General features: G+C 54.7%; 31 protein-coding genes. 14 read left to right on the top strand and 17 right to left on the bottom strand.

Annotation, left to right across the window (positions count from 1 at the left end):
* Positions 1-4: 4 nt before the first annotated feature.
* Positions 5-727, bottom strand: coding sequence for a proteasome assembly chaperone family protein (locus MVC73_RS06155; protein WP_297508361.1), 723 nt, complete (start codon positions 725-727; stop codon positions 5-7).
* A 385-nt stretch (positions 728-1,112) separates the two neighbouring features.
* On the opposite strand from MVC73_RS06155, the gene MVC73_RS06150 reads away from it, so the two are divergent.
* The 8 genes from MVC73_RS06150 (at position 1,113) to MVC73_RS06115 (ending at position 6,468) form a co-directional block, all read left to right on the top strand.
* Entirely contained in the window at positions 1,113-1,769 is a 657-nt protein-coding gene (locus MVC73_RS06150; RefSeq protein ID WP_297508358.1) for a hypothetical protein, read from the top strand.
* A complete protein-coding gene (locus MVC73_RS06145) occupies positions 1,766-2,464 on the top strand; it encodes a hypothetical protein (RefSeq protein WP_297508355.1) in 699 nt (232 codons plus the stop codon). Before MVC73_RS06150 ends, MVC73_RS06145 begins: the two co-directional genes overlap by 4 nt.
* 71 nt (positions 2,465-2,535) lie before the next feature.
* Positions 2,536-3,309 (top strand): S-methyl-5'-thioadenosine phosphorylase, encoded by a 774-nt coding sequence (locus MVC73_RS06140; RefSeq protein WP_297508412.1) that lies wholly within the window; start codon positions 2,536-2,538, stop codon positions 3,307-3,309.
* A gap of 102 nt (positions 3,310-3,411) precedes the next feature.
* Positions 3,412-3,873, top strand: coding sequence for a thermonuclease family protein (locus tag MVC73_RS06135; protein WP_297508410.1), 462 nt, complete (start codon positions 3,412-3,414; stop codon positions 3,871-3,873).
* Positions 3,874-3,980: 107 nt separating this feature from the next.
* Positions 3,981-4,280: a hypothetical protein gene (locus tag MVC73_RS06130; protein WP_297508353.1), complete on the top strand. Its 300-nt coding sequence runs from the start codon at positions 3,981-3,983 to the stop codon at positions 4,278-4,280.
* 4 nt (positions 4,281-4,284) lie between these two features.
* On the top strand, positions 4,285-4,527 hold the full coding sequence (locus tag MVC73_RS06125) for a hypothetical protein (RefSeq protein ID WP_297508350.1): 243 nt from the start codon (positions 4,285-4,287) through the stop codon (positions 4,525-4,527).
* Between the two features lie 73 nt (positions 4,528-4,600).
* Complete coding sequence (locus MVC73_RS06120; RefSeq protein WP_297508348.1) at positions 4,601-5,875, top strand: amidohydrolase family protein; 1,275 nt, start codon at positions 4,601-4,603, stop codon at positions 5,873-5,875.
* 38 nt (positions 5,876-5,913) lie between these two features.
* On the top strand, positions 5,914-6,468 hold the full coding sequence (locus tag MVC73_RS06115; RefSeq protein WP_297508344.1) for a [protein ADP-ribosylglutamate] hydrolase: 555 nt from the start codon (positions 5,914-5,916) through the stop codon (positions 6,466-6,468).
* Between the two features lie 7 nt (positions 6,469-6,475).
* On the opposite strand, the gene trxB is transcribed toward MVC73_RS06115, so the two are convergent.
* The 3 genes from trxB to MVC73_RS06100 form a co-directional block, all read right to left on the bottom strand.
* Positions 6,476-7,468, bottom strand: coding sequence for a thioredoxin-disulfide reductase (gene trxB / locus MVC73_RS06110; RefSeq protein WP_297508408.1), 993 nt, complete (start codon positions 7,466-7,468; stop codon positions 6,476-6,478).
* A 67-nt stretch (positions 7,469-7,535) separates the two neighbouring features.
* Positions 7,536-8,069, bottom strand: coding sequence for a metal-dependent hydrolase (locus MVC73_RS06105; RefSeq protein WP_297508341.1), 534 nt, complete (start codon positions 8,067-8,069; stop codon positions 7,536-7,538).
* Positions 8,062-9,273: an ATP-binding protein gene (locus MVC73_RS06100; RefSeq protein ID WP_297508405.1), complete on the bottom strand. Its 1,212-nt coding sequence runs from the start codon at positions 9,271-9,273 to the stop codon at positions 8,062-8,064. The genes MVC73_RS06105 and MVC73_RS06100 overlap by 8 nt, the downstream gene beginning before the upstream one ends.
* 61 nt (positions 9,274-9,334) lie before the next feature.
* On the opposite strand from MVC73_RS06100, the gene MVC73_RS06095 reads away from it, so the two are divergent.
* From MVC73_RS06095 to MVC73_RS06070, 6 genes are read left to right on the top strand one after another with little or no spacing between them, the layout of a single operon-like run.
* Positions 9,335-9,817, top strand: a complete 483-nt coding sequence (locus MVC73_RS06095; RefSeq protein WP_297508338.1) for a THUMP domain-containing protein — start codon at positions 9,335-9,337, stop codon at positions 9,815-9,817.
* A 39-nt stretch (positions 9,818-9,856) separates the two neighbouring features.
* Positions 9,857-10,564: a SagB/ThcOx family dehydrogenase gene (locus MVC73_RS06090; RefSeq protein ID WP_297508335.1), complete on the top strand. Its 708-nt coding sequence runs from the start codon at positions 9,857-9,859 to the stop codon at positions 10,562-10,564.
* The gene (locus tag MVC73_RS06085; protein ID WP_297508333.1) at positions 10,557-10,736 is read left to right on the top strand and encodes a hypothetical protein; all 180 of its coding nucleotides are present in this window, start codon (positions 10,557-10,559) and stop codon (positions 10,734-10,736) included. The genes MVC73_RS06090 and MVC73_RS06085 overlap by 8 nt, the downstream gene beginning before the upstream one ends.
* Before the next feature lie 45 nt (positions 10,737-10,781).
* Positions 10,782-11,261 (top strand): ferritin family protein, encoded by a 480-nt coding sequence (locus MVC73_RS06080; protein WP_297508402.1) that lies wholly within the window; start codon positions 10,782-10,784, stop codon positions 11,259-11,261.
* 1 nt (position 11,262) lies between these two features.
* Entirely contained in the window at positions 11,263-11,745 is a 483-nt protein-coding gene (locus tag MVC73_RS06075) for a ferritin family protein (RefSeq protein ID WP_297508400.1), read from the top strand.
* A 2-nt stretch (positions 11,746-11,747) separates the two neighbouring features.
* Positions 11,748-12,287 carry a ferritin family protein gene (locus MVC73_RS06070; RefSeq protein WP_297508332.1) on the top strand — a complete coding sequence of 180 codons (540 nt, stop codon included), beginning with the start codon at positions 11,748-11,750 and terminating at the stop codon, positions 12,285-12,287.
* On the opposite strand, the gene MVC73_RS06065 is transcribed toward MVC73_RS06070, so the two are convergent.
* From MVC73_RS06065 to MVC73_RS06005, 13 genes are all read right to left on the bottom strand, one after another.
* A complete protein-coding gene (locus MVC73_RS06065; protein WP_297508330.1) occupies positions 12,288-12,710 on the bottom strand; it encodes a 4Fe-4S binding protein in 423 nt (140 codons plus the stop codon).
* Positions 12,707-13,699 (bottom strand): respiratory chain complex I subunit 1 family protein, encoded by a 993-nt coding sequence (locus MVC73_RS06060; RefSeq protein WP_297508397.1) that lies wholly within the window; start codon positions 13,697-13,699, stop codon positions 12,707-12,709. The genes MVC73_RS06065 and MVC73_RS06060 overlap by 4 nt, the downstream gene beginning before the upstream one ends.
* 5 nt (positions 13,700-13,704) lie before the next feature.
* Positions 13,705-14,985, bottom strand: a complete 1,281-nt coding sequence (locus MVC73_RS06055) for a nickel-dependent hydrogenase large subunit (protein WP_297508328.1) — start codon at positions 14,983-14,985, stop codon at positions 13,705-13,707.
* Entirely contained in the window at positions 14,982-15,548 is a 567-nt protein-coding gene (locus tag MVC73_RS06050) for an NADH-quinone oxidoreductase subunit C (protein WP_297508325.1), read from the bottom strand. The genes MVC73_RS06055 and MVC73_RS06050 overlap by 4 nt, the downstream gene beginning before the upstream one ends.
* Positions 15,545-16,069, bottom strand: coding sequence for an NADH-quinone oxidoreductase subunit B family protein (locus MVC73_RS06045; RefSeq protein WP_297508323.1), 525 nt, complete (start codon positions 16,067-16,069; stop codon positions 15,545-15,547). The genes MVC73_RS06050 and MVC73_RS06045 overlap by 4 nt, the downstream gene beginning before the upstream one ends.
* A 223-nt stretch (positions 16,070-16,292) precedes the next feature.
* A complete protein-coding gene (locus MVC73_RS06040; protein WP_297508320.1) occupies positions 16,293-16,640 on the bottom strand; it encodes a hydrogenase in 348 nt (115 codons plus the stop codon).
* 1 nt (position 16,641) lies between these two features.
* Complete coding sequence (locus tag MVC73_RS06035; RefSeq protein WP_297508317.1) at positions 16,642-18,183, bottom strand: proton-conducting transporter membrane subunit; 1,542 nt, start codon at positions 18,181-18,183, stop codon at positions 16,642-16,644.
* Positions 18,180-18,539 carry an NADH-quinone oxidoreductase subunit K gene (locus MVC73_RS06030; RefSeq protein WP_297508315.1) on the bottom strand — a complete coding sequence of 120 codons (360 nt, stop codon included), beginning with the start codon at positions 18,537-18,539 and terminating at the stop codon, positions 18,180-18,182. Before MVC73_RS06030 ends, MVC73_RS06035 begins: the two co-directional genes overlap by 4 nt.
* Complete coding sequence (locus MVC73_RS06025) at positions 18,536-18,982, bottom strand: Na(+)/H(+) antiporter subunit B (RefSeq protein WP_297508394.1); 447 nt, start codon at positions 18,980-18,982, stop codon at positions 18,536-18,538. Before MVC73_RS06025 ends, MVC73_RS06030 begins: the two co-directional genes overlap by 4 nt.
* 5 nt (positions 18,983-18,987) lie before the next feature.
* A complete protein-coding gene (gene mbhE, locus MVC73_RS06020) occupies positions 18,988-19,284 on the bottom strand; it encodes a hydrogen gas-evolving membrane-bound hydrogenase subunit E (RefSeq protein WP_297508313.1) in 297 nt (98 codons plus the stop codon).
* Positions 19,281-19,544: a DUF4040 domain-containing protein gene (locus MVC73_RS06015; RefSeq protein ID WP_297508310.1), complete on the bottom strand. Its 264-nt coding sequence runs from the start codon at positions 19,542-19,544 to the stop codon at positions 19,281-19,283. The genes mbhE and MVC73_RS06015 overlap by 4 nt, the downstream gene beginning before the upstream one ends.
* Positions 19,541-19,912 (bottom strand): monovalent cation/H(+) antiporter subunit G, encoded by a 372-nt coding sequence (gene mnhG / locus MVC73_RS06010; protein ID WP_297508307.1) that lies wholly within the window; start codon positions 19,910-19,912, stop codon positions 19,541-19,543. Before mnhG ends, MVC73_RS06015 begins: the two co-directional genes overlap by 4 nt.
* A partial coding sequence (locus MVC73_RS06005) for a monovalent cation/H+ antiporter complex subunit F (protein WP_297508391.1) occupies positions 19,909-20,028 on the bottom strand: 120 nt, incomplete at its 5' end. The genes MVC73_RS06005 and mnhG, both read right to left, overlap by 4 nt.

Below are 20,028 nucleotides of genomic sequence, written 5' to 3'. Positions count from 1 at the left end.
CACCTCACAGGTAGAGGGTTTCATACTGCTGCTGGGCCTTCTTCCTCGCCTCCTCCATCTGCTGGTGCATCCTCCTGAGCTGTTCCTCTATCATCTCCGCTTCCTTGATGAGGGGCTCCGTTGACACCTCTATGGGGACTATCTTCTTCAGGGCCTCTACGACGTTGGCCGCCGCCCTCGGGTCGGGTCTGTCCCCAAAGGTCTCGCCGAGGAGGACGTAGGCGTCAAGGCCCTCCTTCGAGGCCTCCCAGAAGAGCTTTCCGCTCATCCCCATTATCGAGCCATACTGGAGCACCTTTACTCCAGCTTCCTCAAGTTTCCTGTTGAGCTCTTCCCTCGCTCCCACACCCCATACTTCCATCTTCTCCTTGAAGAATCCGATTCCCATCCCGCCGAGGGAGACCACAGTCCGGGCGTTCATCTCCCTGAGGTATCTGGCGAGCTCCCTCGCTATCTCGTTTACGAGCGTTGGTGGGACGTAGATGTCCGCGACGGCCACTATTATGTTGTCCCTTCCGTAGAAGCGGAGCGGTGGGTTTGGCTTGCCCTCCAAGACAAGCGTCATTGGCGGGAGGAACGGGCTTTCAACGTAGCCTATCATCTCCATGTTCAGCTCCTTGGCCAGGAAGTTCCCGGCTATGTGGCCGACGAGGCCTATCCCGGGGTAGCCCTCGATGAACACCGGGTTCTTAATCTCGGGCAGTATGAGCTTGACCGGCTTTTCCATGGAACCACCTCCACAGATGTTTAGTTCCCATTGGTTATTAAATTTTTGGATACCGGTAAAATGGTGTGGGTTACTTTTGCCAGTTAAAATTTTTCCAAAATGGTCGTTTTTCTTGCCTTAAGTTCTATATTCCACTGAGAAACTATATATAGGGGCTTAATATCAGACGCTTAATGGTGCTGTCTTTGAACTGTGCAAGACTCCTGCCAGTATTTCATTGTGATTGGAGCAACGACCAGACCTATGCCACTTTGCGCGTGCGTCATTTAATTCACTCCGAACCATACGAGCAAGGTGTGGTAATTTATGTTAGTAACACTTGGGACAATCTAATGGCAACCTTTGACACTAATCCCGATATGTCCAAAAATTGGGGGTACATAGCATGGAACTGAGGCGGATTTCATCCCTTCTTTCTCTTTTGGTAATCTTAGCAGTGATAATCTACTTTGAATTCATGTACCTTCCCTTCACGACCGAGTGCTATTACGTAAGGGGACCTGTCATTTACGACAATCCATGTCTCGCCCTCTCAACGATCTTGGAATCTCTCGGCCTTGTTGTTCTGGCCTTGCTTTTCTCGAACAAGAGGGGGACCTTTTTCGTGACCGCTGTTGCGTACCTCGGCTTTCCGCTTCTTATGGGGGTTACCAGCTTCGACAGGATTCTCGCTGGGATTGCTCTAATCATGTCGATGCTGTTCACACTCCTTGGTTCTTCTAAGATGGATTTCAGGGTGGCTCTTACCCGGGTGTTGGGAGCCCACGTTTATTTTCTGATGATGTTTTTCCTATGGGTACCGCTCATGGTGCTTTCTGACCATTATTTTCACCCGCGGGAATTTCTTGACGGGTTGCTTATCCTGCTGTTCCTCTTCTCTCCCCTTCTGTGGAGGTACAGGGGATGCGGAGCTTTCTTTGCGTTTTCTGGTGGTGTATATACAACCCTCTACTTCCTGATTCCGGGGTTTTACCTCTTCGCCTACGAAGCATTCCTATCCCTCGTGGGGTTGCTCCTCTGTTTGAGGAGGTACCGTAAATGAAGCCAAAAACGGGTGGAAATGGAAAACTCGTCAGAGGGATGCTCCTCGCGGTTTTACTGGCAATTCTGGCCTTCTTTGAGATGCTCTACTTCTTCGGCTCTCTCGATGGGACGTGCTATGCATTCTGCATAACCTTTTACAACCTCCCCTGTCTCGTCTTTTCAGTGGGGATGTTCATCTTTGGGCTGGCTTCGGTAATAGCGTGGTTTCCTAGGCATGGGAAGCTCCTCATGGCGTCTCTCTCCCTCTACTTCAGCGTTACCCTCTTAGCTTCTCTCTGCTGGGTTCGCTGGGTTCCGGCCCTGTCCTTTGCAGGCCTAGCCCTTTCGCTCATCGCCTTCAGGCTCTCTGGAGGTAGTGCTATACAATCAAGAGATGTGGCAGAAAGATTTTTCTTTGGCCTCGCTTTCTCGGTATTCCTCGTTTTATTAATCGACGATGTTATCCGTTGCGTTGACTTCACTCTGGAATCCACAATCTGTGCGCTTCTCCTGCTGGGTCTGCTCTCGGTTCCACTCAGGATAAAGCGCCCGCGCTACTCCCCAATTCCTCTCCTGCTGTACTTCATCCTCCGCCCTGCTATCTCCAATTCCCGGATTGTTGAGGGCTTTGCCCTAGTTGGAGTTATGGTATCTGTTCTTGCTCTGGCTTTTGCGTTTGGTACTCGGATCAGCGTGGTGGGGGTTGAGCTTTAGTATGGAGTTCTCTTTCCACTGGAAAGGCAACCCTTAAATAACTCGGGCGTTATTTTTACAGGGTGATGACCATGCCGAGGATAGGCATAATAGGCGGTTCCGGCGTCTACGGCGTCTTCGAGCCCAAGGAGACGGTGAAAGTGCACACCCCCTATGGAAGACCATCCGCTCCGGTGGAAATAGGCGAAATTGAAGGCGTTGAGGTCGCCTTCATCCCGAGACACGGGAAGCACCATGAGTTTCCCCCGCACGAGGTTCCCTACAGAGCTAATATTTGGGCTCTTAAAGAGCTCGGCGTCGAGCGCGTCATAGGCGTTACCGCAGTTGGCTCTCTCCGCGAGGAGTACAAACCGGGCGATATCGTCATAACCGACCAGTTCATCGACTTCACAAAGAAGAGGGAATACACCTTCTACAACGGCCCCAAGGTGGCCCACGTCAGCATGGCCGACCCCTTCTGCCCGGAGTTGAGGAAGATATTCTATGAAACCGCCAAGGAGCTCGGCTTTCCGGTGCATGAGAAGGGCACCTACGTCTGCATTGAGGGCCCGAGGTTTTCAACTAGGGCAGAGAGCTTCATGTTCAGGCAGTTCGCCCACATCATAGGCATGACCCTCGTTCCAGAGATAAACCTCGCGCGCGAGCTCGGAATGTGCTACGTCAACATAGCCACCGTTACCGACTACGACGTCTGGGCCGAGAAGCCGGTTGACGCTCAAGAAGTTCTCAAGGTCATGGCCGAGAACAACTACAAGGTTCAGGAGCTCCTCAAGAAGGGAATACCCCGGATTCCAGAGGAGAGGCACTGTGGCTGTGCCGATGTGTTGAAGACGATGTTCGTGTGATTTTTACATTTTTCTGTTGATTTTGTTTGCAGACTTACCCTATTTTTGACTTTTGTGGGTAAAGCTTTTAAGGGCCTGCCTCAAGGGCATACGGTGGTCTCGATGAGAGGTGCCGGCTTTTTGGTTCTGGTGCTGGTTTCGATAACCCTGCTCTCGGGCTTTGCCAGTGCATACGAGTTCCAGGCTTACGGCTACGTTACGAGGGTCGTTGACGGCGACACCGTCTGGTTCCACTCCTACTACGGCTACCGCGCCGGGGAGACCTTTAAAGTACGCCTCGCCGACATAAACGCCCCCGAGATATACACCAAGGAGGGAAAGGAAGCCAGGACGGCTTTGAGGGGGCTCTTCAACACCTACGGAAAGTACGTTTACCTCGACGTGGATGATGTTTACGAAACTGACCACTACGGGAGGGTCGTTGCCGTTGTTTACATTCCCGTCTGGGACTACGGTTGCGCTTTGAACGTCAACGAGTGGCTCGTGGAGAACGGCTACGCATACATCTGGGACCACTACAACGAGTTTGACCCCTATTCATGGAGCCTCTGGGTTCCAATTTGATTCCTTCTTTTCGATTCTCGCTGGAAACGACTCCGGCACCAAATTTTATAACTGTAGAACGTAATTCTTAAATGGTGGAGGGTCACGATAATCGTGAGGTGGTTCAAGTGAAAAAAGGAATGGACATCGTGGCAATAGCTATCTGGGCCGTTTACACAGCACTCCTTCCCGATAAATACTTTGTCTTCGGCGAGCTGATTGGTGTTGCCGTTCTGGCGGCCTTTCTGACTCTCTACACTAAGAGGACTCGCGAAGAGGAGATAGAAGACGCTGTGAAGATGGCAGTCGGGAGGCTTGACGTTGAAGAAACCGTTAAGAGGAAGCTCTACAACGAGCTAACTTCCTTCCTTAGGTCGAGAAAACGGGGAGTTTACGCCAGAATTTTCAGAGTTGGGGGTAACAGGTGAGAGCATGCAGAGGCGTGTTGGGGGACGTTGGATTCTTTTCATGATCAACATCTCTTGGGCATTCTTTCTTGCCCTAGCCTGGGACTATGGGTGGTTCATGCTCATTCCTTCAGCCCTTGTCGCTTCTATTGCCTCTGGAATCGAGAGGAAGTACATGTTAAAACAAGAAAGTAGCATGCTCAGGGAATCTCTTCTCGATTTCGTAACTTTTCTGGTCGGGTTTTATGTCATCTACCTTCTACTCTGAATGACATCGTCCGATGAAACCTTTTTAACTCCTACCGGAAACACAGCTTTTCAAAGGGACTGGGGTGGTTGAGATGAGCATTCTCATCAGGAACGGGTACGTCATTTACGGCGAGAACTTTGAGGTTGTAAGGGCCGATGTTCTCATCGAGGGGAACAGAATAGTCGAGGTCAGGAAGGGTATAAATGAGCCCGCCGATAGGGTTATAGACGCAACGGGAAGGGTGGTATCTCCCGGATTCATTAACCTCCATACCCACTCCCCCATGGGCCTTTTCCGGGGCTTGGCGGATGATCTGCCCCTGATGGAGTGGCTTGAGAAGCACATATGGCCGAGGGAAGCGAAGCTGACCGGGAAGGAGATAAAGGTTGGGGCTTACCTCGGGGCCCTTGAGATGATAAAGAGCGGCACAACGACCTTCCTCGACATGTACTTTCACATGGACAAGGTGGCCGAGGCGGTTCTTGAGAGCGGACTTAGGGGCTACCTCAGCTATGGAATGATAGACCTCGGTGACCCGGACAGGACGGAGAAGGAGATTAAAGAGGCCCTCCGCGAGATGGAGGCAATCGAAGGGCTGAACTCTCCAAGGGTTCACTTCGTCTTTGGGCCCCATGCCCCTTACACCTGCTCGATAGCTCTGCTGAGGGAGGTCAGAAGGCTCGCCAGTGAGAGGGGCAAGCTGATAACGATTCACGTGAGCGAAACGATGGCCGAACTCGGGAAGATACAGGAGCGCTACGGCAAGAGCCCGGTCGTTTTGCTCGATGGAATAGGCTTCCTCGGGAGCGATGTCATCATAGCCCACGGCGTCTGGCTTGACAGCAGGGAGGTACAGATACTCGCGAGGAACGGCGTCACCGTTGCCCACAACCCGGGTTCAAACATGAAGTTAGCGAGCGGTGTCATGCCCCTTGAAAGGCTCCTCAACGCGGGAATCAACGTCGGCCTCGGAACGGACGGAGCTGCAAGCAACAACAACCTCGACATGCTTGAGGAGATGAAGCTCGCTGCCCTTCTCCACAAGGTTCACAACCTCGACCCCACTGTGGCGGATGCGAAGACAGTCTTCAGGATGGCGACCGTCAACGGGGCCAAGGCCCTGCGCCTCAACGCCGGGGTCATAAAGGAAGGCTACCTCGCTGACATCGCCATAATCAACTTCAACCAGCCCCACCTGAGGCCGATAAACAACGTGATAAGCCACCTCGTTTACTCCGCCAACGGCAACGACGTGGAGACGACGATAGTGGATGGCAAAATCCTGATGCTCGACAGGGAAGTCCTGACCCTCGACGAGGAGAAGGTCATCGACGAGGCAGAAAGGGCCATAGAGAGGCTGAGTTAGCGTTAAATTCTTTCCCTCCAACTTTCTCCGGTGGTGGTATGGAGTTCGAGGTGGTTATGGGGGACATAACCCGCTTTCCGGCGGAGGCCATAGTCAACGCCGCGAACCGCTATTTAGAGCACGGCGGGGGAGTCGCCTACGCCATAGCGAAGGCGGCAACTGGAAACGCGAGGGAATACATCAGGATTAGCAAGGAGGCGATGCGCGAACAGCTCGGAAAGGACTGGATAGAGCACGGAGAGGTTGTAGTAACTCCAGCCCTAAGGCTCGAAAAGCACGGAATCAGGTACGTTATCCACACTGTTGGGCCCTACTGCGGTGGCGTCTGGGATGGGGAAAAGAAGGAGAAGCTCAAAAAATCCATCCTCGGTGCCCTAAGGAAGGCGGAGGAGCTGGGGGTTAAGAGCATAGCTTTTCCAGCGATAAGCGCTGGTATATACGGCTGTCCCCTTGAAGAGGTCGTCAAAACTTTTCTGGAAGTCGTGGAGGAGTTTAAGGAGGAAGCGAAAAGCGTTGAGAGGGTCTATCTGGTTCTCTATTCCAGGGGCGACTACGAGAGGGCCCTGAGGGCATTGGGGTTGGAAAAGGGTTAAAGGAGAGTCACTCCCCGTTCTTCTCCTTCCACTCCTCAAGGAACTCCTTGGCCGAGTTTGCAGCTATGGCTCCCTGGCCCACAGCCACCGCTATCTGCTTGAAGACGTTGGTTATGTCTCCGGCAGCAAAGATGCCCGGAACTTTCGTGCGCATGTGCATGTCCACCGGGATGTAGCCAAACTCGTCGGTTATGCCGAGGTGTTTGACGAAATCTGTCTTTGGCTCGTAGCCGATGAATATGAAGACGCCGTCAACCGGCATCTCCCACTCCTCGCCCGTTACGCGGTTCTTCAGCCTTACGGCCTCGACCTTGTTGGTACCCTTGATTTCGGTCACCACAGTATCGAGTATCGCCGGGATTCCGCTCTCCTTAAAGCGATCCTGGAGTATCTTGTCCGCCCTGAACTGCTTTCTCCTGTGGACGAGGGTTACGTCAACGCCAATGCTTTTGAGGTAGAGTGCCTCCTGTAAAGCCGTGTTTCCACCGCCGACGACAATGACCTTCTTGCCCTTGAAGAGGGGCCCGTCACAGGTGGCGCAGTAGGAGACGCCCTTACCCGTGAACTCCTCTTCACCGGGGACCTTGAGCTTCCTCGGTGCTGCTCCGACTGCTATGATTATCGTCCGCCCCTTGTAGAGCTTGCCGTTCTTCGTCTTGACCCCGAACTTGCACGGGCCCTCGTAGTAGGCACACTCTATCGGGTCAATCCTCTCGACCTCGTCGAAGACTATGTCCACGCCCAGTTTTTTCACGTGCTCGTGCATCCTCTTGGTCAGCTCTGAACCGCTGATTCCCTCTGGAAAGCCCGGGTAGTTCTCTATGAGGTCAGTTAACGCCATGTTTCCTCCGAGGTCCTTGCTTATGATCAGCGTCTCAAGGCCGAAGCGGGCGGCGTAGATTGCAGCCGTAAAGCCTGCCGGCCCCGCTCCAATGATGAGCACGTCCCAGGTCTTCTTTTCATACTCTCCGGCGCGTGAAAAGCCGCCAAGGCTGAACATCTCTCCCACCTCCTGCCTTTCCTGTCCCTGCTTATTTAAAAGGCTTGTTGCACAAAAATGGGTAAAATTAGACGAGTTTTACCGAGCGGTCGAGGAGGAGATGAAGGGTGTAGCCAAGAAAAGCCGAAAGGGCGCAGTAGAGTCCGACGCCGAGGCCCATCCTGAGGCCATAGTCAACGAGTGCATAAGCCAGGATTGCGTATATCCCCGCGAAGAGGAGTGAGTGGACTATCCCCCTGTGCTTCGGCATTATGGCTGTGAAGGCAAACCACGCTATCACCGCAGATACAGCTCCGAGCGTCCACTGGAGGGTCGTGTTAATCCAGGTTTCCTTCGAGAGCCTGAACCCCTGGGACCAGATGAAGACGGCACTCCCCGTTGCAACGCTCACTATCGGCTTCGTCCCCCTGTGTATCAGCGCCTTCGGATGATCCATGTCGGGTAAATCGCTCCCGAGGACGTAGAGGGCGTAGCCTATAACCATTCCCGGGGCCGTCAGCTCCACCGGAACCCCTGCGTAGAGCTTGAGGAGATAGGCTATGAGGACGGCAACGGGGTAGGTGACTATACCGCTGAGCACGTGGGCATCGTAATTAGGCAACCCTCTCCCCCCTGAGCTCCTCGGCCTGACCTTCCTCTATGAACTTCTTCACGTAGTCTGGAACCTTGTAGTTCCCCTTCATGTCCCCTATCAGGAAGCCGAGCCTCACGAGCTCGTTGAGGTTCTCGTAGACCTGTATTCCGGGTTTCTTGACGGTTTTGGCGACCTGTATGTAGCTCACCGGTCCGCCGTTGAACTCGAAGACTATGGCCTCCACCAAGTCCTTGTAGTCCTTTGGAATCCTCGTCAGGTACTCTTCAAGGCTCTTTGGCTCCTCAAGGATGGTCGTGACAACGTAGTCGTCTATCGGGTCGAACTTGTGCTTTGCAGACTCGCTCAGTACGTAGTGAAGGAGCCTTAAAATCTGCCTCGGGTTCCCCTTTCCGAGCTGGTGAATCAGCCTTATGGCCTCCTCGGTGAAGGGGTAAATCGGGTCGTCTGTGTCCCTGATCCTGACTTTATTGAGCCTTTTCTTGACGAGCTCAAAGACCTCATCGAGACTCATCGGCCTCAGCCTGAACTCGTAGTGGAGGCGCATGAAGAATGCCGGAAAGATTTTCGTGTACTCCTCATAAGCTTCGGGAATGCAGGCGAAAGCCACTATACAGCCCGGGGGCATGGTGCTTATGAAGTGCCTCAGCATCTCGAAGAACTGTATCTTCTCGTGTTCCCTCGCGGAGTTCATGTTCTCCAGCTCGTCGAGCAGGAGGGCGCAGTAGGGGTACTTCTTCATCTGCTCAACGAGGAGTTCCGCTATGTCCCTGCTCTTGTATTCCCTTGTGTCCGTCAGCATTTTTTCAAGGCGGTCTATGAAGCCGAGCTTTCTTGAGAGGTTCTCAAGGAAGATGTTCGTCCTGCTCTTCGGGGGCTTGAGGGCGTAGAAGATGTCGCGCGTGAGCTTGAGGATGTCGTTGGTGTCAACCTTTACGTATATCGCCTTCCCGCCCTTCTCGTTGATCGCCTTCGCTATCGTCTTGAGCCTCTGGGTTTTTCCCATCCCGAGGGGGCCTACTATGCTCAGCGCTATCGAGCTTCTATTCCCGATAACCTCGGAGATTATCATCTGGAGGCGCATGTCGACCTCCTGGTAAACGTGAATGCTCTCGACGTCGCTTATCCCCTCGCTTGCCAGCTGTTCGAAGGGATTCTTTGAGAGGCCGTACACCTCGTAGGACTGTGCAGGGTAAAGCTTAAGGCCTTCCATTTCACCCACCGAATGTTTTAAAGGGCTTTCAATATAAAAACCTGTTCATCGGTGAGCGGAAATGATTCTCCTAGTAACGGCCCCGCAGGGCAGGGAGGGGGACGCAATCCTCGAACTTGAGTGGGCCATTGGCAGGGTTAAGGTGAAGGGAACGGACTGGAGAGGTGTCCTTCTGGCTGAAACGCCACTCGGAAAGGAGGAAGCCCTCGAAAGGCTCAGAAAGTTCGAGACCCAGGCGATACAGAGGGTTGTCCCCCTCGATGAGCTCGTTCCAGCCAAATGGGAGGCAATTGAAGATACAGTTTTGAGGCTCGCCCGGGCTATCAACGGTAGCTTCGCGGTCAGGGCAAAGGTGAGGGGGAACAGGAAGCTGAAGGAGAGGGAGCTTGAAATCAGGCTCGGCTCCCTTCTCGTTGAGCGCTTCGGTCTGCCGGTTAACCTTAGCGACCCCGACTGGACTGTGGTTGTTGAAGTCCTCGGAAAGAAGGCTGGCGTTGGCCTTCTCAGGAGGGGCGAGCTCCTCCGCTTCAAAGTCGAGGATTAGTCCGAGGGGTATAAATAGGAATTCACCCAACGTTTTAACATGAGGCTGAGGCATGTTGCCCTGCTCGCCATCGTCCTGTCCATTGTCTTCCCGGCCCTGCTCATCATCAAGCCCCACCTTAGGAGCACCCCGCAGGCGGGCCAGGGTGAGGGAATCGTACCCCTTCCAGAGCCGAGGCTCACCGGCGGAATGAGCGTCGAGGAGGCTATAGCCAAGAGGAGGAGCATACGCTCCTACCGCGACGAGCCACTAACCCTGGAGGAGCTCTCCCAGTTGCTCTGGGCAGCTCAGGGGATAACCGACTGGAAGAGGAAGTACCGCTCGGCCCCGAGCGCCGGCCCTACCTACCCCTTCGAGATATACGCTGTCGTCGGGAACGTCAGGGGGCTGTCCCCGGGGATATACCGCTACGACCCCTTCAGGCATGCCCTCATCGAGCTCCGGAAGGGCGACTTCAGACGGGAACTTCAGAAAGCCTCTCTGAACCAGGAGTGGGTAGGCGAAGCCCCGCTGGATATAGTCCTCGTCGCCTTCTACGAGAGAACCACTAGGGTCTATGGAGAGCGGGGAATCAGGTACGTCCACATGGAGGCGGGTCACATAGGTGAGAACATCTACCTTGAGGCGACTTCCCTGGGACTGGGAACTGTTGCAGTTGGGGCCTTCGACGATGAGCGGGTTGCCGAGATACTTGGCACACTTGGAAGTCCGCTTTACATCTTCCCGGTGGGTGTTCCAAGTGGTTAGCCTCGACCACAACACCTTCGGCTACCTGACCTTCGCCTTCATAACCCTCTCAGTCCTGAGCGGTGCGATGATACTGCTCTCCCCCAGGAGGAGCCTCTGGATAAAGCTCCACGCAATTCTGAGCGTCTTAGCTTACATCCTGATGTTCATAACACTCTGGCTCGTCCTCTGACCCAAAGTTTAATTAGTGGTTTGCCCATTCAGTCTTGGGATGAAAATGCTCGACGTTGAAGAGGTCATTGAAATGCTCTCAAAGTTATCCTACGAGGAGGCTTTAGCTTACTGGATAAAGAGCGAAAGGGAAGAGGCCGAGTTCTACCGTCAGCTTGCGGAACGCGCCAGAAACCTCGGCCTTCCTGAAAGCCTTGTCGAGGCCTTTGAAAAGCTTTCAAAGGATTCCGAGAGGCATGCAGGAGAACTGACGAGGCTCTTCAGGGAGAGCTATTCCAAGGAACCTGAGAGCGATATACCGCCGATAGAGGTCCTCTCCGTCCTCGAAAAGTTCGAGAGGGCTGATCAGACCGAGGAAGTCCTGAGAACTGCCATGGAGAGCGAGCTCATAGCGATGAACGCCTACAAGACCCTTGCCGAGAAGGTTGAGGATCCGAAACTAAAGGAGCTCTACCTCAAGCTGGCGAACGTTGAGAAGACCCATTATGAAATCCTTAAGGGGGAGTATGAAAAGCTGGGTGGTTGAAATGGTTGTTGAGATTTTGAACGAGATAAGGAAGCTGAACGAGCGCGAACTCCTCAGCTACTGGATTAAGGGCGAATACGAGGAGGCCGAGACCTACTGGAAGCTTGCCGAGCGCGCTAAGGAGCTCGGCCTTCCCGAGAACGTCGTGGAGACCTTCAAAAGGCTCGGCGACGAGTCCAAGAGGCACGGCGACGAGCTTTTCAAGATATACCGCGAAGAGCATGGAGAAGAGCTCGTTGAGGTTAACGTCCCAAACGTTGAAGCGTTAAACATCCTCGGCAAGTTCTGGAAGGTTGAGGACATAAACGATGTCCTCAGAAATGCCATGGAGAGCGAGAAGCTGGCGGAGACGATATACAGGAAGCTCGCAGAGGAATGCAGCAACGAGAGGCTCAGGGAAACCTACCTCCGCCTTGCGGAGATAGAGAAGGGTCACTACGAGGCTTTGGCTTCACTCTGGAAGTCCCTCGGGCTGGAGGAGTAGGGATGGAGGGCCTTGAGGATACCCTGAAGCAGTTTAGGGACGTGCTCCTTTCCCTCTCTGAGAGGGGTATCTTGGCCTACTGGACCTTTGGTGAGTACGAGGAGGCGAGGATATACTGGGAGCTGGCAAAGAAGGCGGAAGAACTCAGACTTCCACCCGGGCTTATCTCCACCTTCAGAAAGCTCGCCAAGGAATCGGAGGAGCACGGCGATGGACTCAGGAGGCTCTACGTAAAGACCTACGGCGAGGAGCCGAAAAAAGTTAACCTCCCCTACATAGAGGCCCTCAGCCTCGCGAGGGCTCTCGGAGACCCCTCAAACCTTGAGTTCGTCTTCAAGATAGCCATGGAGACCGAGCTTGTCGCCAAAAAGCTCTATGAGCACTTAGCTTCAATAACAGAAAACAGGGAGGCAAGAGAGCTTTACAAGTTCATAGCAAACGTTGAGTGGGCCCACTACCAGAGGCTCCGCGGCGAGGCTGAGCTTATGGGGGTTGACGTCAAGAAGATAGAGGAGGAGATAATGAAAGAGGGCTTCCTCTGACTACTTTTTGGCCCCTTTCTTCTCCGCCTTGGCCTTCTTGGCTTCCTCCGCCTTCTTCCTCAGCTCCTCGACTTTCTCGGGCTTCAGAGGTATGAAGCGGTCTGCTTTGTTGTCGTAGTTCGCTAAGAGAAAGTCCCTGCTCATCTGAAGCGCTCCGGTAGGACAGACGTCAACGCACTGGCCACAGTAGACGCATCTCGCCGTCCAGAGGGCCACTTTCCTTATCTCCGGTAAGTACACGAAGACTCCAGCGGGACAGACGTTGACGCACATCCTGCATCCGACGCACTTGTCCACGTTGTAGGCTATCATCCCCCTGAAGTCGTCAGGAATAGGAACCGGCTCCGTCTTCGGGAAGGGGTTGGTCGCTGGTTTCCTGAGGAGGTTCCTGAGGACTGTTGGAACAAGCGGAGGTGCCCTCACATTATCACCTCCATAGCTATGAGGAGCGAGCCGACGAGGGAAGCAAGGAAGACGTTCTTCCAGAGGAAGTCGACCGCCTGCGTTATCTTCAGCCTTCCGGTTACCGCTCTAAAGACGCTCTGGACGACGAAGAGCAGGGCAAAGACCTTCAGCGTGTGGAAGAGCAGGTCTGCAACGTTTGCCGAGAGACCGGTGAGGTTGAAGTAGCCCGAAATCCCCCAGGGGAAGAATATCGCCACGACCAGCGAGGCCGAGATGAAGGCCTTCATGGCGTTCGTCAGCTTGAGCAACGCCAAGTACCTCCCGCTGTACTCAACTAAAAGCCCCTCGGCTATCTCCTCCTCCGCATCGGGTATGTTGAAGAACCCGACCTCTATCTCGCTCGCCAGCCAGACGGTGAAGACGTAGAGGAGTATTACCGCCCCAACGAAGCTCATTGGAGTTCCTATCTCCCAGATGTTGTGGACGTAAAAGACCCCCATGCTGAAGGGCTTCGGAACGCCGAGCTTTCCTATGCGCCACATTATCGTGAAGATCGCCAGCATCATCGCTGGTTCCCTCGACACCATTATCGTCGCTTCTCTAGCCGCTCCTATCTTCGCGTAGGGATTGCCGGAGCTTATGGCACCGACTATCTTGAAGAAGCTGATCAGCGTTAGCAGGTAGATGAAGACTATCACGTCGCCCTTGCTGGCCAAGATTGGCGTGAAGCCAATCGGAGTGTAAGCTAGGAGCGCTATGGCGGTGGCTAAAGCTAAAACCGGAGCTGCTCTGAACATGTAGTTCGCCGTGCTCGGGATTATCGTCTCCTTGCTTGCCAGCTTGAGGAAGTCGTAGAGCGGCTGCAGTATGGGTGGCCCAATGCGCCTCTGCATCCTCGCGACCAGCTTCCGGTCTATCCCCTCCCAGATTAGTGAAGCCAGTGAGACGAAGGCGTAGAGGCCGAGCAGTCCAACAGCGGGGTAAACCAGCCCGGTAACGGCGTCCATTTTCCTCACCTCGAACAGCTCGACCCCACTGGAGTCGGGTCTCCCTTGATATCGGGGTTTATCTTGCGCGTCTTCTTTATCGAGGCCTTTAGGAGGTCTTTCTCGGTCAGTATCTTCCTCTTACCGTCCTGTATCACTGCAACCCTGTCTGTACAGCTCAGGCACGGGTCTATTGAGGCAACAGCAACGACAAAATCGGCCACCTGGTCGCCTATGACTCCCTTCGCCACAGCGAAGAGGTTCGGGAACGTAGGTTCTCTCGGCTTCCAGCGGAGCGGTTTGTCGCTCCCCTTCTTCCCGCGGACGTAGTGGACGAGCTCTCCTCTGGGAGCCTCGTACCTCCCTATTCCCTCCCCGTCAACCATAAGGCGGAGCTTCGCGTAGAGGACGTTGTCCTTCGGGAAGGCCTTTATCTTTCCCTCTGGCATCTGATCGAGAGCCCTCTCGATGAGTTCCAAGCTCTCCCACAGCTCCCCTATCCTGACCGCCATCCTGTCGAAGACGTCTCCCCTCGGCCTCTCGCCGGTAACGTCCTGAGGCATTACGGGCTTTATCCCGAGGTCCGGGTAAACACCCAGCCTTTCGCTCCAGCGCGCATCGTCCCTTATTCCACTCCCCCTTCCCGTTGGACCGACCGCACCCTGCTCAAGGGCAACCCTCTTGCTTATCACCGCGGTATCCCTGAAACGGGCCTCTATCGTCGGGTCGTGGAGGAAGGCTTCCTCAATCTGCGGGAAGACCTCGCGGTAGTATTTGATCATGTCGAGGATTATCCGCCTCTTCTTCTCGTCTATGTCCCTTCTCACGCCCCCAATGGTCACCATGGAGTAGTTCACGCGGTTCCCGCTGACGGCCTCAAGCGTGTCCATGACTTTCTCCCTCGCCAGCCAGGTGAGGTGGAGCAACGTGTCGTAGCCTATGTCGTGTGCTAAAACGCCGAGGTTGAGCAGGTGGGAGTGAATCCTCTCCAGCTCGCCGATGATGACGCGTATGTACTCGGCCCTCTCCGGGACTTCGATGCCCCCGGCTTCCTCGACGGCCCTCGTGTAGGTGTGGTTGTGCGAAAAGGAGCATATCCCGCACATTCTCTCCGCTAAGTACATTATCTGGATGTAGTTCCTCCTGAGGGCTATCCACTGGATTCCGCGCAGGTTGTAGCCGAGCTTCACGTCAACGTCAACTATTCTCTCGCCGTCTAAGGTGAGTATGAACTTCTCAGGCTCTTCTAAACCGGGATGAATCGGCCCGAAGGGTATCTTCACCCAGTACTCGACCTTATCGGTCATGCTTTCTTCCCTCCCTTTAGATAGTATGGATGACCAGCGTTCTTGACCATCTCATCCGGAACGCCCTTGTCGTCGAGGCGGAGCGGGTAGATCCCCTCTGGGAAGTCGTCCGGTAAAAAGAGCCTCCTCTTGTCGGGAGCGCCCTCAAAGTCTATGCCGACCATCTCCATGCCTTCCCTCTCGAACTGGAGCGCTATGGGAAATATGTCGCTCACATCGGGAATTACCGGGTCGTCCTTCGGCGCGTGGACGTCAACTATCAGGGAAACCGCCGGAGCATCGTCGTAGTGGATCACGAGGTGGCTGAGGAAGCCCAGCTCGTCCCCCCAGTCCTGCTCGATTCCTATCGAGTAGTGTGCTTCTCTATCGAGCGCTTTTATGAATCCCATCAGCTCTCTGTACTTCTCCCTCGGAACTCTAACCCAGACCCTCTCGCGCCCCCATCTGTTGGTCTTTACTTGAACTTCCGCCTCGGGGAAGCGGTCAGCTATTGCCTTCGCGACCTTTTCGGCCTTGGTAGGCTCTTTAACCTCGTTTGCCTCGCTAGCGGGATTATCATTCATTCTTCACTCACCTCCGGGATTTTTCCTTTCAGGATTTTAGCCAGCTTCTCCAGTGCCAAAACGACCCCCTGGAGTATCGCCTCGGGCCTCGGCGGACAGCCCGGGACGTAAACGTCTACGGGAATAACCCTGTCGAGGGGTGCGTTGGTGAAAGGACTCTCGTAGAAGACTCCACCACCGGTCGGGCACGCCCCAACGGCTATAACCATCTTGGGCTCCGGTGTCTGCTCGTAGGCCAGCTTAACCCTCTCAAGGCTCTGGTTGGTTACGGGGCCGGTGACGAGAAGTATATCAGCGTGCCTCGGACTGCCGACGAGCTTTACGCCGAAGCGCTCGGCGTCGTAGCGCGGTGTTAGCGCCGCTATTATCTCTATGTCGCAGCCGTTGCAGGAACCGCTGTTGATGTGAAATACCCATGGTGATTTCCCTATGAACCTGCAGAGCTGGGCTATTCTCCTCTCAAGCCTCTCGCGCTCGCTCCGGTTTTCCTTCTTCCCCTCGACTGGAACCTTGATGCTCACTCTCTCACCTCCTCAGCCCCATATGAGCCCTTGCTTGCGCAAGCGCCGTTCTCACTATCGTTCGAACGTCCTTGACGGATCGTGGAAAAGCATTTTCATGCATAAAACGGCCTATTCCCCAGTTGGGGTAACTTCTACTGGCTCTGTTTTCACTGTTCGCGCGTTTGATCCGCCTTTCGGGCGGGAAGTGATAGCAAACCTCATAGTTCTGCCTCATCTATGTTCACCCCCAGATTAGGAGAACTCCCATGACGAAGGCCGTCGTTATCACGAGGTAGCTAGCGTAGTCGGTTAGTAAACCGGTGTGCTCCCTCCTGAGAGCTGTGAAGAAGTTCTTGAGGGCGTAAGTTAAGCCCCACATGACGTTCCGTCCAGTGTAGTGGCCCTCTAAGTGCTCGAAGCCCGGGATGACCTTATCTGGATCCTCGGCGCTTATAAATATCTTCGTTCCGGGCCCGGTTTTCCTCGTCCCCATACCGCTCCTCTTCGCCCACTGGTCGAGGAGGTAAGCTAAGATGAGGCCGATGATGAAGACGAAGACGAAGTAGAGGGCATCCCAGTAGCCGAACACATCAACCACCTCCCATGAGCGTCGCTATGTAAGCCAGCTGATTTTCGAGAGCCTTCGCAGCTGGAATCATGATCTTGTCGCTTATCTGCCACGGGAAGAGGCCCATGACGATTATTGCCGCGGTTAAGATGATCATCGGCCAGAGCATGCTCTTTTCCGGGTCTTTAGCCTCCATGACCTTTTCGCTCGGCCTTCCGAAGAAGGTGTAAAGAACCCTGACGTATGCTGCTGTACAGAAGGCAGTCCCTATTATCGCTATCGCGCCCAGGACTGGATTGAAGATGGCCGAGCTCTCGTAGATGAGCCACTTGCTCGCGAAGCCGTTCAGCGGTGGCATTCCTATTATTGCAGCAGCTCCAATGAGGAATGCGAACGTTGTTTTCGGCATCGTCTTAGCTAAACCACTCAGCTCGTTCAAATCCCTCGTTCCGAGCTGATGTATAACCGCTCCAGCAATGAGGAAGAGCAGGCCCTTCATGAGCGCGTGGTTGAAGGTGTGGTAGATCGCTCCAGCTAAGGCTATCTCGCCGGTCTGGCTTCCGTAGGCCGCTAAGCCGATACCAATTCCGAGGAGGATGTAGCCTATCTGCCCGACCGAGGAGTAGGCTAAAAGTCTCTTCATGTCGGTCTGGATTACCGCCATCGCGTTGCCGACGATTAGGGTGATGCAGGCGAAGAGTATTATGAGCCACCCGACGGTCTTCACGCTTACGCTCGCCCCGTAGATGCTGAAGGCTATCCTCGCTAAGGCGTAGATTCCCCCTATCTTGATGACCAGACCAGAAAGCATAGCCGAAATCGAGCTTGGCGCCGCTGGATGGGCATCGGCGAGCCACATGTGAACCGGGGAAGCACCGCTCTTGAAGAGAAGTCCCGAGATGAAGAGCGCTAGCGCGACCTTTCCAACGACGGTTGCGTTCTGGGAGAGCTTTATGGCGAGATAACCCATTGTTAAAGTCCCGTATTCGCCATAGAGTAGCGCTATGCCGAGCAGAATCAGGGAGCTCGCTATCGAGCCGACGAACATGTACTTTATGCCCGCTTCAATGCCCTCCCACGTGTCGTTCCTGAAGGCAACGAGGGCGTAGCTGGCTATGCTCATTATCTCAAGGAAGACGTAGAAGTTGAAGAGGTCGCCGGTTATCGCTATGCCCAGCATTCCGAGCTCTAGGATGATTATGAGCGTGTAGTACTTGTCCAGCCCGGTGTCATGCCTCATGTAGCCGAGGGAGTAGATTACCGCCATGAAGGAGACGAAGGTAACCATCAGCACCATTAGAGCGCCGAAGAGGTCTACCTCCCAGACTATCCTTATCGGGAAGCCAACGCCCTGGCCGAGCGGGCTTTTTGCACCGAGGGTGTAGAGTATCGTCCCGTTCTCGTAGACCCAGTAGAAGACCCACGAGCCTACCGCGAGCGTTGCACCGCTTATCAGGACGGCCCAGGCTTCCCTCGCCTTTCTTCCCGCTAAGCTCACTATCGGCATCGAGAACGCTCCGAAGAGCGGGATGATTATGAGGTAGGGAAGTATCTCCGCGCTCATCCCCTCAACCTCCTTAAAGCCCTCACGTCAAGGGTTCCGTAGTGGCGGTAGGCGTTAACGGTCAGGGCTATCGCAAGGGCCAAAACACAGACGCCGATGACTATGCTCGTCAGGACGAGGGCCTGTGGAAGCGGACCGACCATCGGGCTCTTCAGCGTCTCGTAGCCGGTGTAGATTGGCGCCGTCGGGATTTCGTTGAGCTCTATACGGTAGCCGAGGCTTATGAGGAGCAGGTGGATGCCCGAGTCTATGATGTCCAGAGCAAGGATCAGCTTGAGCAGGTTGTTCTTTGCGAGGAAGGCGTAGATGCCGAGGACTATGAGCAGGAAGGCCGTTATGAACTGGAACTGTATCATTCCCTCCACCTCCTGTAGAGCGCTAAGCCGGCCATCGCGCTGACAAGGCCTGTGAAGACCTTCAGCCCGACCGCTAGGTTCATTATCGGAAGGTAGCCCGCTGAAAGGAGCGTCCCTGGTTTTCCGTTGAAGAAGGGCCCGTTGTGCCAGAGCGTGTTGTAGAAGAAGGCAACGCCGATTCCGAGCATCGCCGCGCCGAGAAAGGCTAAGCCTCCTATCCCCTCAAGGGCTGAGTAGAGGTTCTTGTTGAAGTGCCTCTTCATCTCCTTAAGCCCGAAGGCCAGCAGGAAGAGTATTCCGGCCCCGGCTATTGTTGCCCCGCCCTGGAAGCCGCCTCCCGGGGTCAGGTGACCGTGTGCAACTATGTAAGAGCCGAAGATGCCTATGAGGGGTATCGTGGCCCTCGCGGCGGTTCTCACTATCACTCCCATGTCATCCCCAATGCAGTTCACCTCTCATCCCTCCTCCAGGGTCTGAGAAGCGCTACGGCTCCAGCGATGGCAGTGAAGAGAACGGTCGCCTCTCCGAGGGTATCGTAGCCCCTGTAATCAAACACTATGTCCGTCACTATGTTCGCACCGCCGACCTCTTTTAGTCCGTGGGTGATGTAGTAGTTGTCGGTGTACCTCAACAAGAGCCACTCCTTCCCCCCCGGCCCGAACTTGAGGCCGTAGTTGGGATTAGCCACGTAGAGGAGCACGCCAAGGATGAAGAGCAGTGAGAGGTAGGCTATCGTCTTCTTCATCCTTCCACCTCCCACCTCTCGGTCTTCGCTATTCCGTAAACCACAAGCGCAGTCACGACACCCGCTCCGACCGCCGCTTCGGCTATGGCAACGTCCGGTGCGTGGAGGGTGTAGAACTCAAGGCTGAGGAGCAGGCTCATCCCCGCGGACATCAAAGCCGCCGCAAGCAGATCCCTGAAGCGAATCGTGAGATAGGCCGTGATGAGCACTCCCAGCAGGACGATGGCCTGGATTGCCATGTCTATCGTGAGGGCGTTCATGCATTCTCACCCCCGAGCTTCTCCTCGTAGGCGTCTATGACGGCCTTTGCCGGCTTGTAACCGCTCAGGTGGGCAGCTTTGGCTATCGCGTGCGCACCTGTCGGGTTCGTCAGGAGTAGGGCTATCAGCGCGACAATGCTGTGGAGGCTCATCTGAAGGTACTTTGGATCGCCCGTGACGTGAAGCCTGTAAAGGGCGTGGGTGAAGACCGCCAAGACGGCGAATATCGTTCCGAAAGTGGTGCACTTCGTCGCACCGTGAAGTCTCGTGTAGACGTCGGGAAAGCGGTGCAGGGCGATGCTCCCTAGGGTGTTGAAGGTCAGGCTTATCGCCAAGAAGGCGTAGATGAGATAGCTCACCCAGTTCACGCCAATCCCCCCTGGAGGTAGCGCGCTATGGCGAGCGTCCCTATGTAGCTCAGCAGGGCGTAAACGATGGCTATGTCGATGTAGATCGTCCTGTCGTACGCTGCTCCGAGGAGAAC

The organism is Thermococcus sp. (assembly GCF_027052235.1).
In the GTDB taxonomy this organism is placed as follows: domain Archaea; phylum Methanobacteriota_B; class Thermococci; order Thermococcales; family Thermococcaceae; genus Thermococcus.
This window is presented reverse-complemented; position numbering and strand designations above follow the sequence as displayed.

Coding starts and splice junctions, on each gene's coding strand:
- MVC73_RS06155 (WP_297508361.1), bottom strand. CDS start 727: ATGGAAAAGCCGGTCAAGCTCATACTGCCCGAGATTAAGAACCCGGTG.
- MVC73_RS06150 (WP_297508358.1), top strand. CDS start 1,113: ATGGAACTGAGGCGGATTTCATCCCTTCTTTCTCTTTTGGTAATCTTA.
- MVC73_RS06145 (WP_297508355.1), top strand. CDS start 1,766: ATGAAGCCAAAAACGGGTGGAAATGGAAAACTCGTCAGAGGGATGCTC.
- MVC73_RS06140 (WP_297508412.1), top strand. CDS start 2,536: ATGCCGAGGATAGGCATAATAGGCGGTTCCGGCGTCTACGGCGTCTTC.
- MVC73_RS06135 (WP_297508410.1), top strand. CDS start 3,412: ATGAGAGGTGCCGGCTTTTTGGTTCTGGTGCTGGTTTCGATAACCCTG.
- MVC73_RS06125 (WP_297508350.1), top strand. CDS start 4,285: ATGCAGAGGCGTGTTGGGGGACGTTGGATTCTTTTCATGATCAACATC.
- MVC73_RS06120 (WP_297508348.1), top strand. CDS start 4,601: ATGAGCATTCTCATCAGGAACGGGTACGTCATTTACGGCGAGAACTTT.
- MVC73_RS06115 (WP_297508344.1), top strand. CDS start 5,914: ATGGAGTTCGAGGTGGTTATGGGGGACATAACCCGCTTTCCGGCGGAG.
- trxB (WP_297508408.1), bottom strand. CDS start 7,468: ATGTTCAGCCTTGGCGGCTTTTCACGCGCCGGAGAGTATGAAAAGAAG.
- MVC73_RS06100 (WP_297508405.1), bottom strand. CDS start 9,273: ATGGAAGGCCTTAAGCTTTACCCTGCACAGTCCTACGAGGTGTACGGC.
- MVC73_RS06095 (WP_297508338.1), top strand. CDS start 9,335: ATGATTCTCCTAGTAACGGCCCCGCAGGGCAGGGAGGGGGACGCAATC.
- MVC73_RS06090 (WP_297508335.1), top strand. CDS start 9,857: ATGAGGCTGAGGCATGTTGCCCTGCTCGCCATCGTCCTGTCCATTGTC.
- MVC73_RS06080 (WP_297508402.1), top strand. CDS start 10,782: ATGCTCGACGTTGAAGAGGTCATTGAAATGCTCTCAAAGTTATCCTAC.
- MVC73_RS06075 (WP_297508400.1), top strand. CDS start 11,263: ATGGTTGTTGAGATTTTGAACGAGATAAGGAAGCTGAACGAGCGCGAA.
- MVC73_RS06070 (WP_297508332.1), top strand. CDS start 11,748: ATGGAGGGCCTTGAGGATACCCTGAAGCAGTTTAGGGACGTGCTCCTT.
- MVC73_RS06060 (WP_297508397.1), bottom strand. CDS start 13,699: ATGGACGCCGTTACCGGGCTGGTTTACCCCGCTGTTGGACTGCTCGGC.
- MVC73_RS06055 (WP_297508328.1), bottom strand. CDS start 14,985: ATGACCGATAAGGTCGAGTACTGGGTGAAGATACCCTTCGGGCCGATT.
- MVC73_RS06050 (WP_297508325.1), bottom strand. CDS start 15,548: ATGAATGATAATCCCGCTAGCGAGGCAAACGAGGTTAAAGAGCCTACC.
- MVC73_RS06035 (WP_297508317.1), bottom strand. CDS start 18,183: ATGAGCGCGGAGATACTTCCCTACCTCATAATCATCCCGCTCTTCGGA.
- MVC73_RS06030 (WP_297508315.1), bottom strand. CDS start 18,539: ATGATACAGTTCCAGTTCATAACGGCCTTCCTGCTCATAGTCCTCGGC.
- mbhE (WP_297508313.1), bottom strand. CDS start 19,284: ATGAAGAAGACGATAGCCTACCTCTCACTGCTCTTCATCCTTGGCGTG.
- MVC73_RS06015 (WP_297508310.1), bottom strand. CDS start 19,544: ATGAACGCCCTCACGATAGACATGGCAATCCAGGCCATCGTCCTGCTG.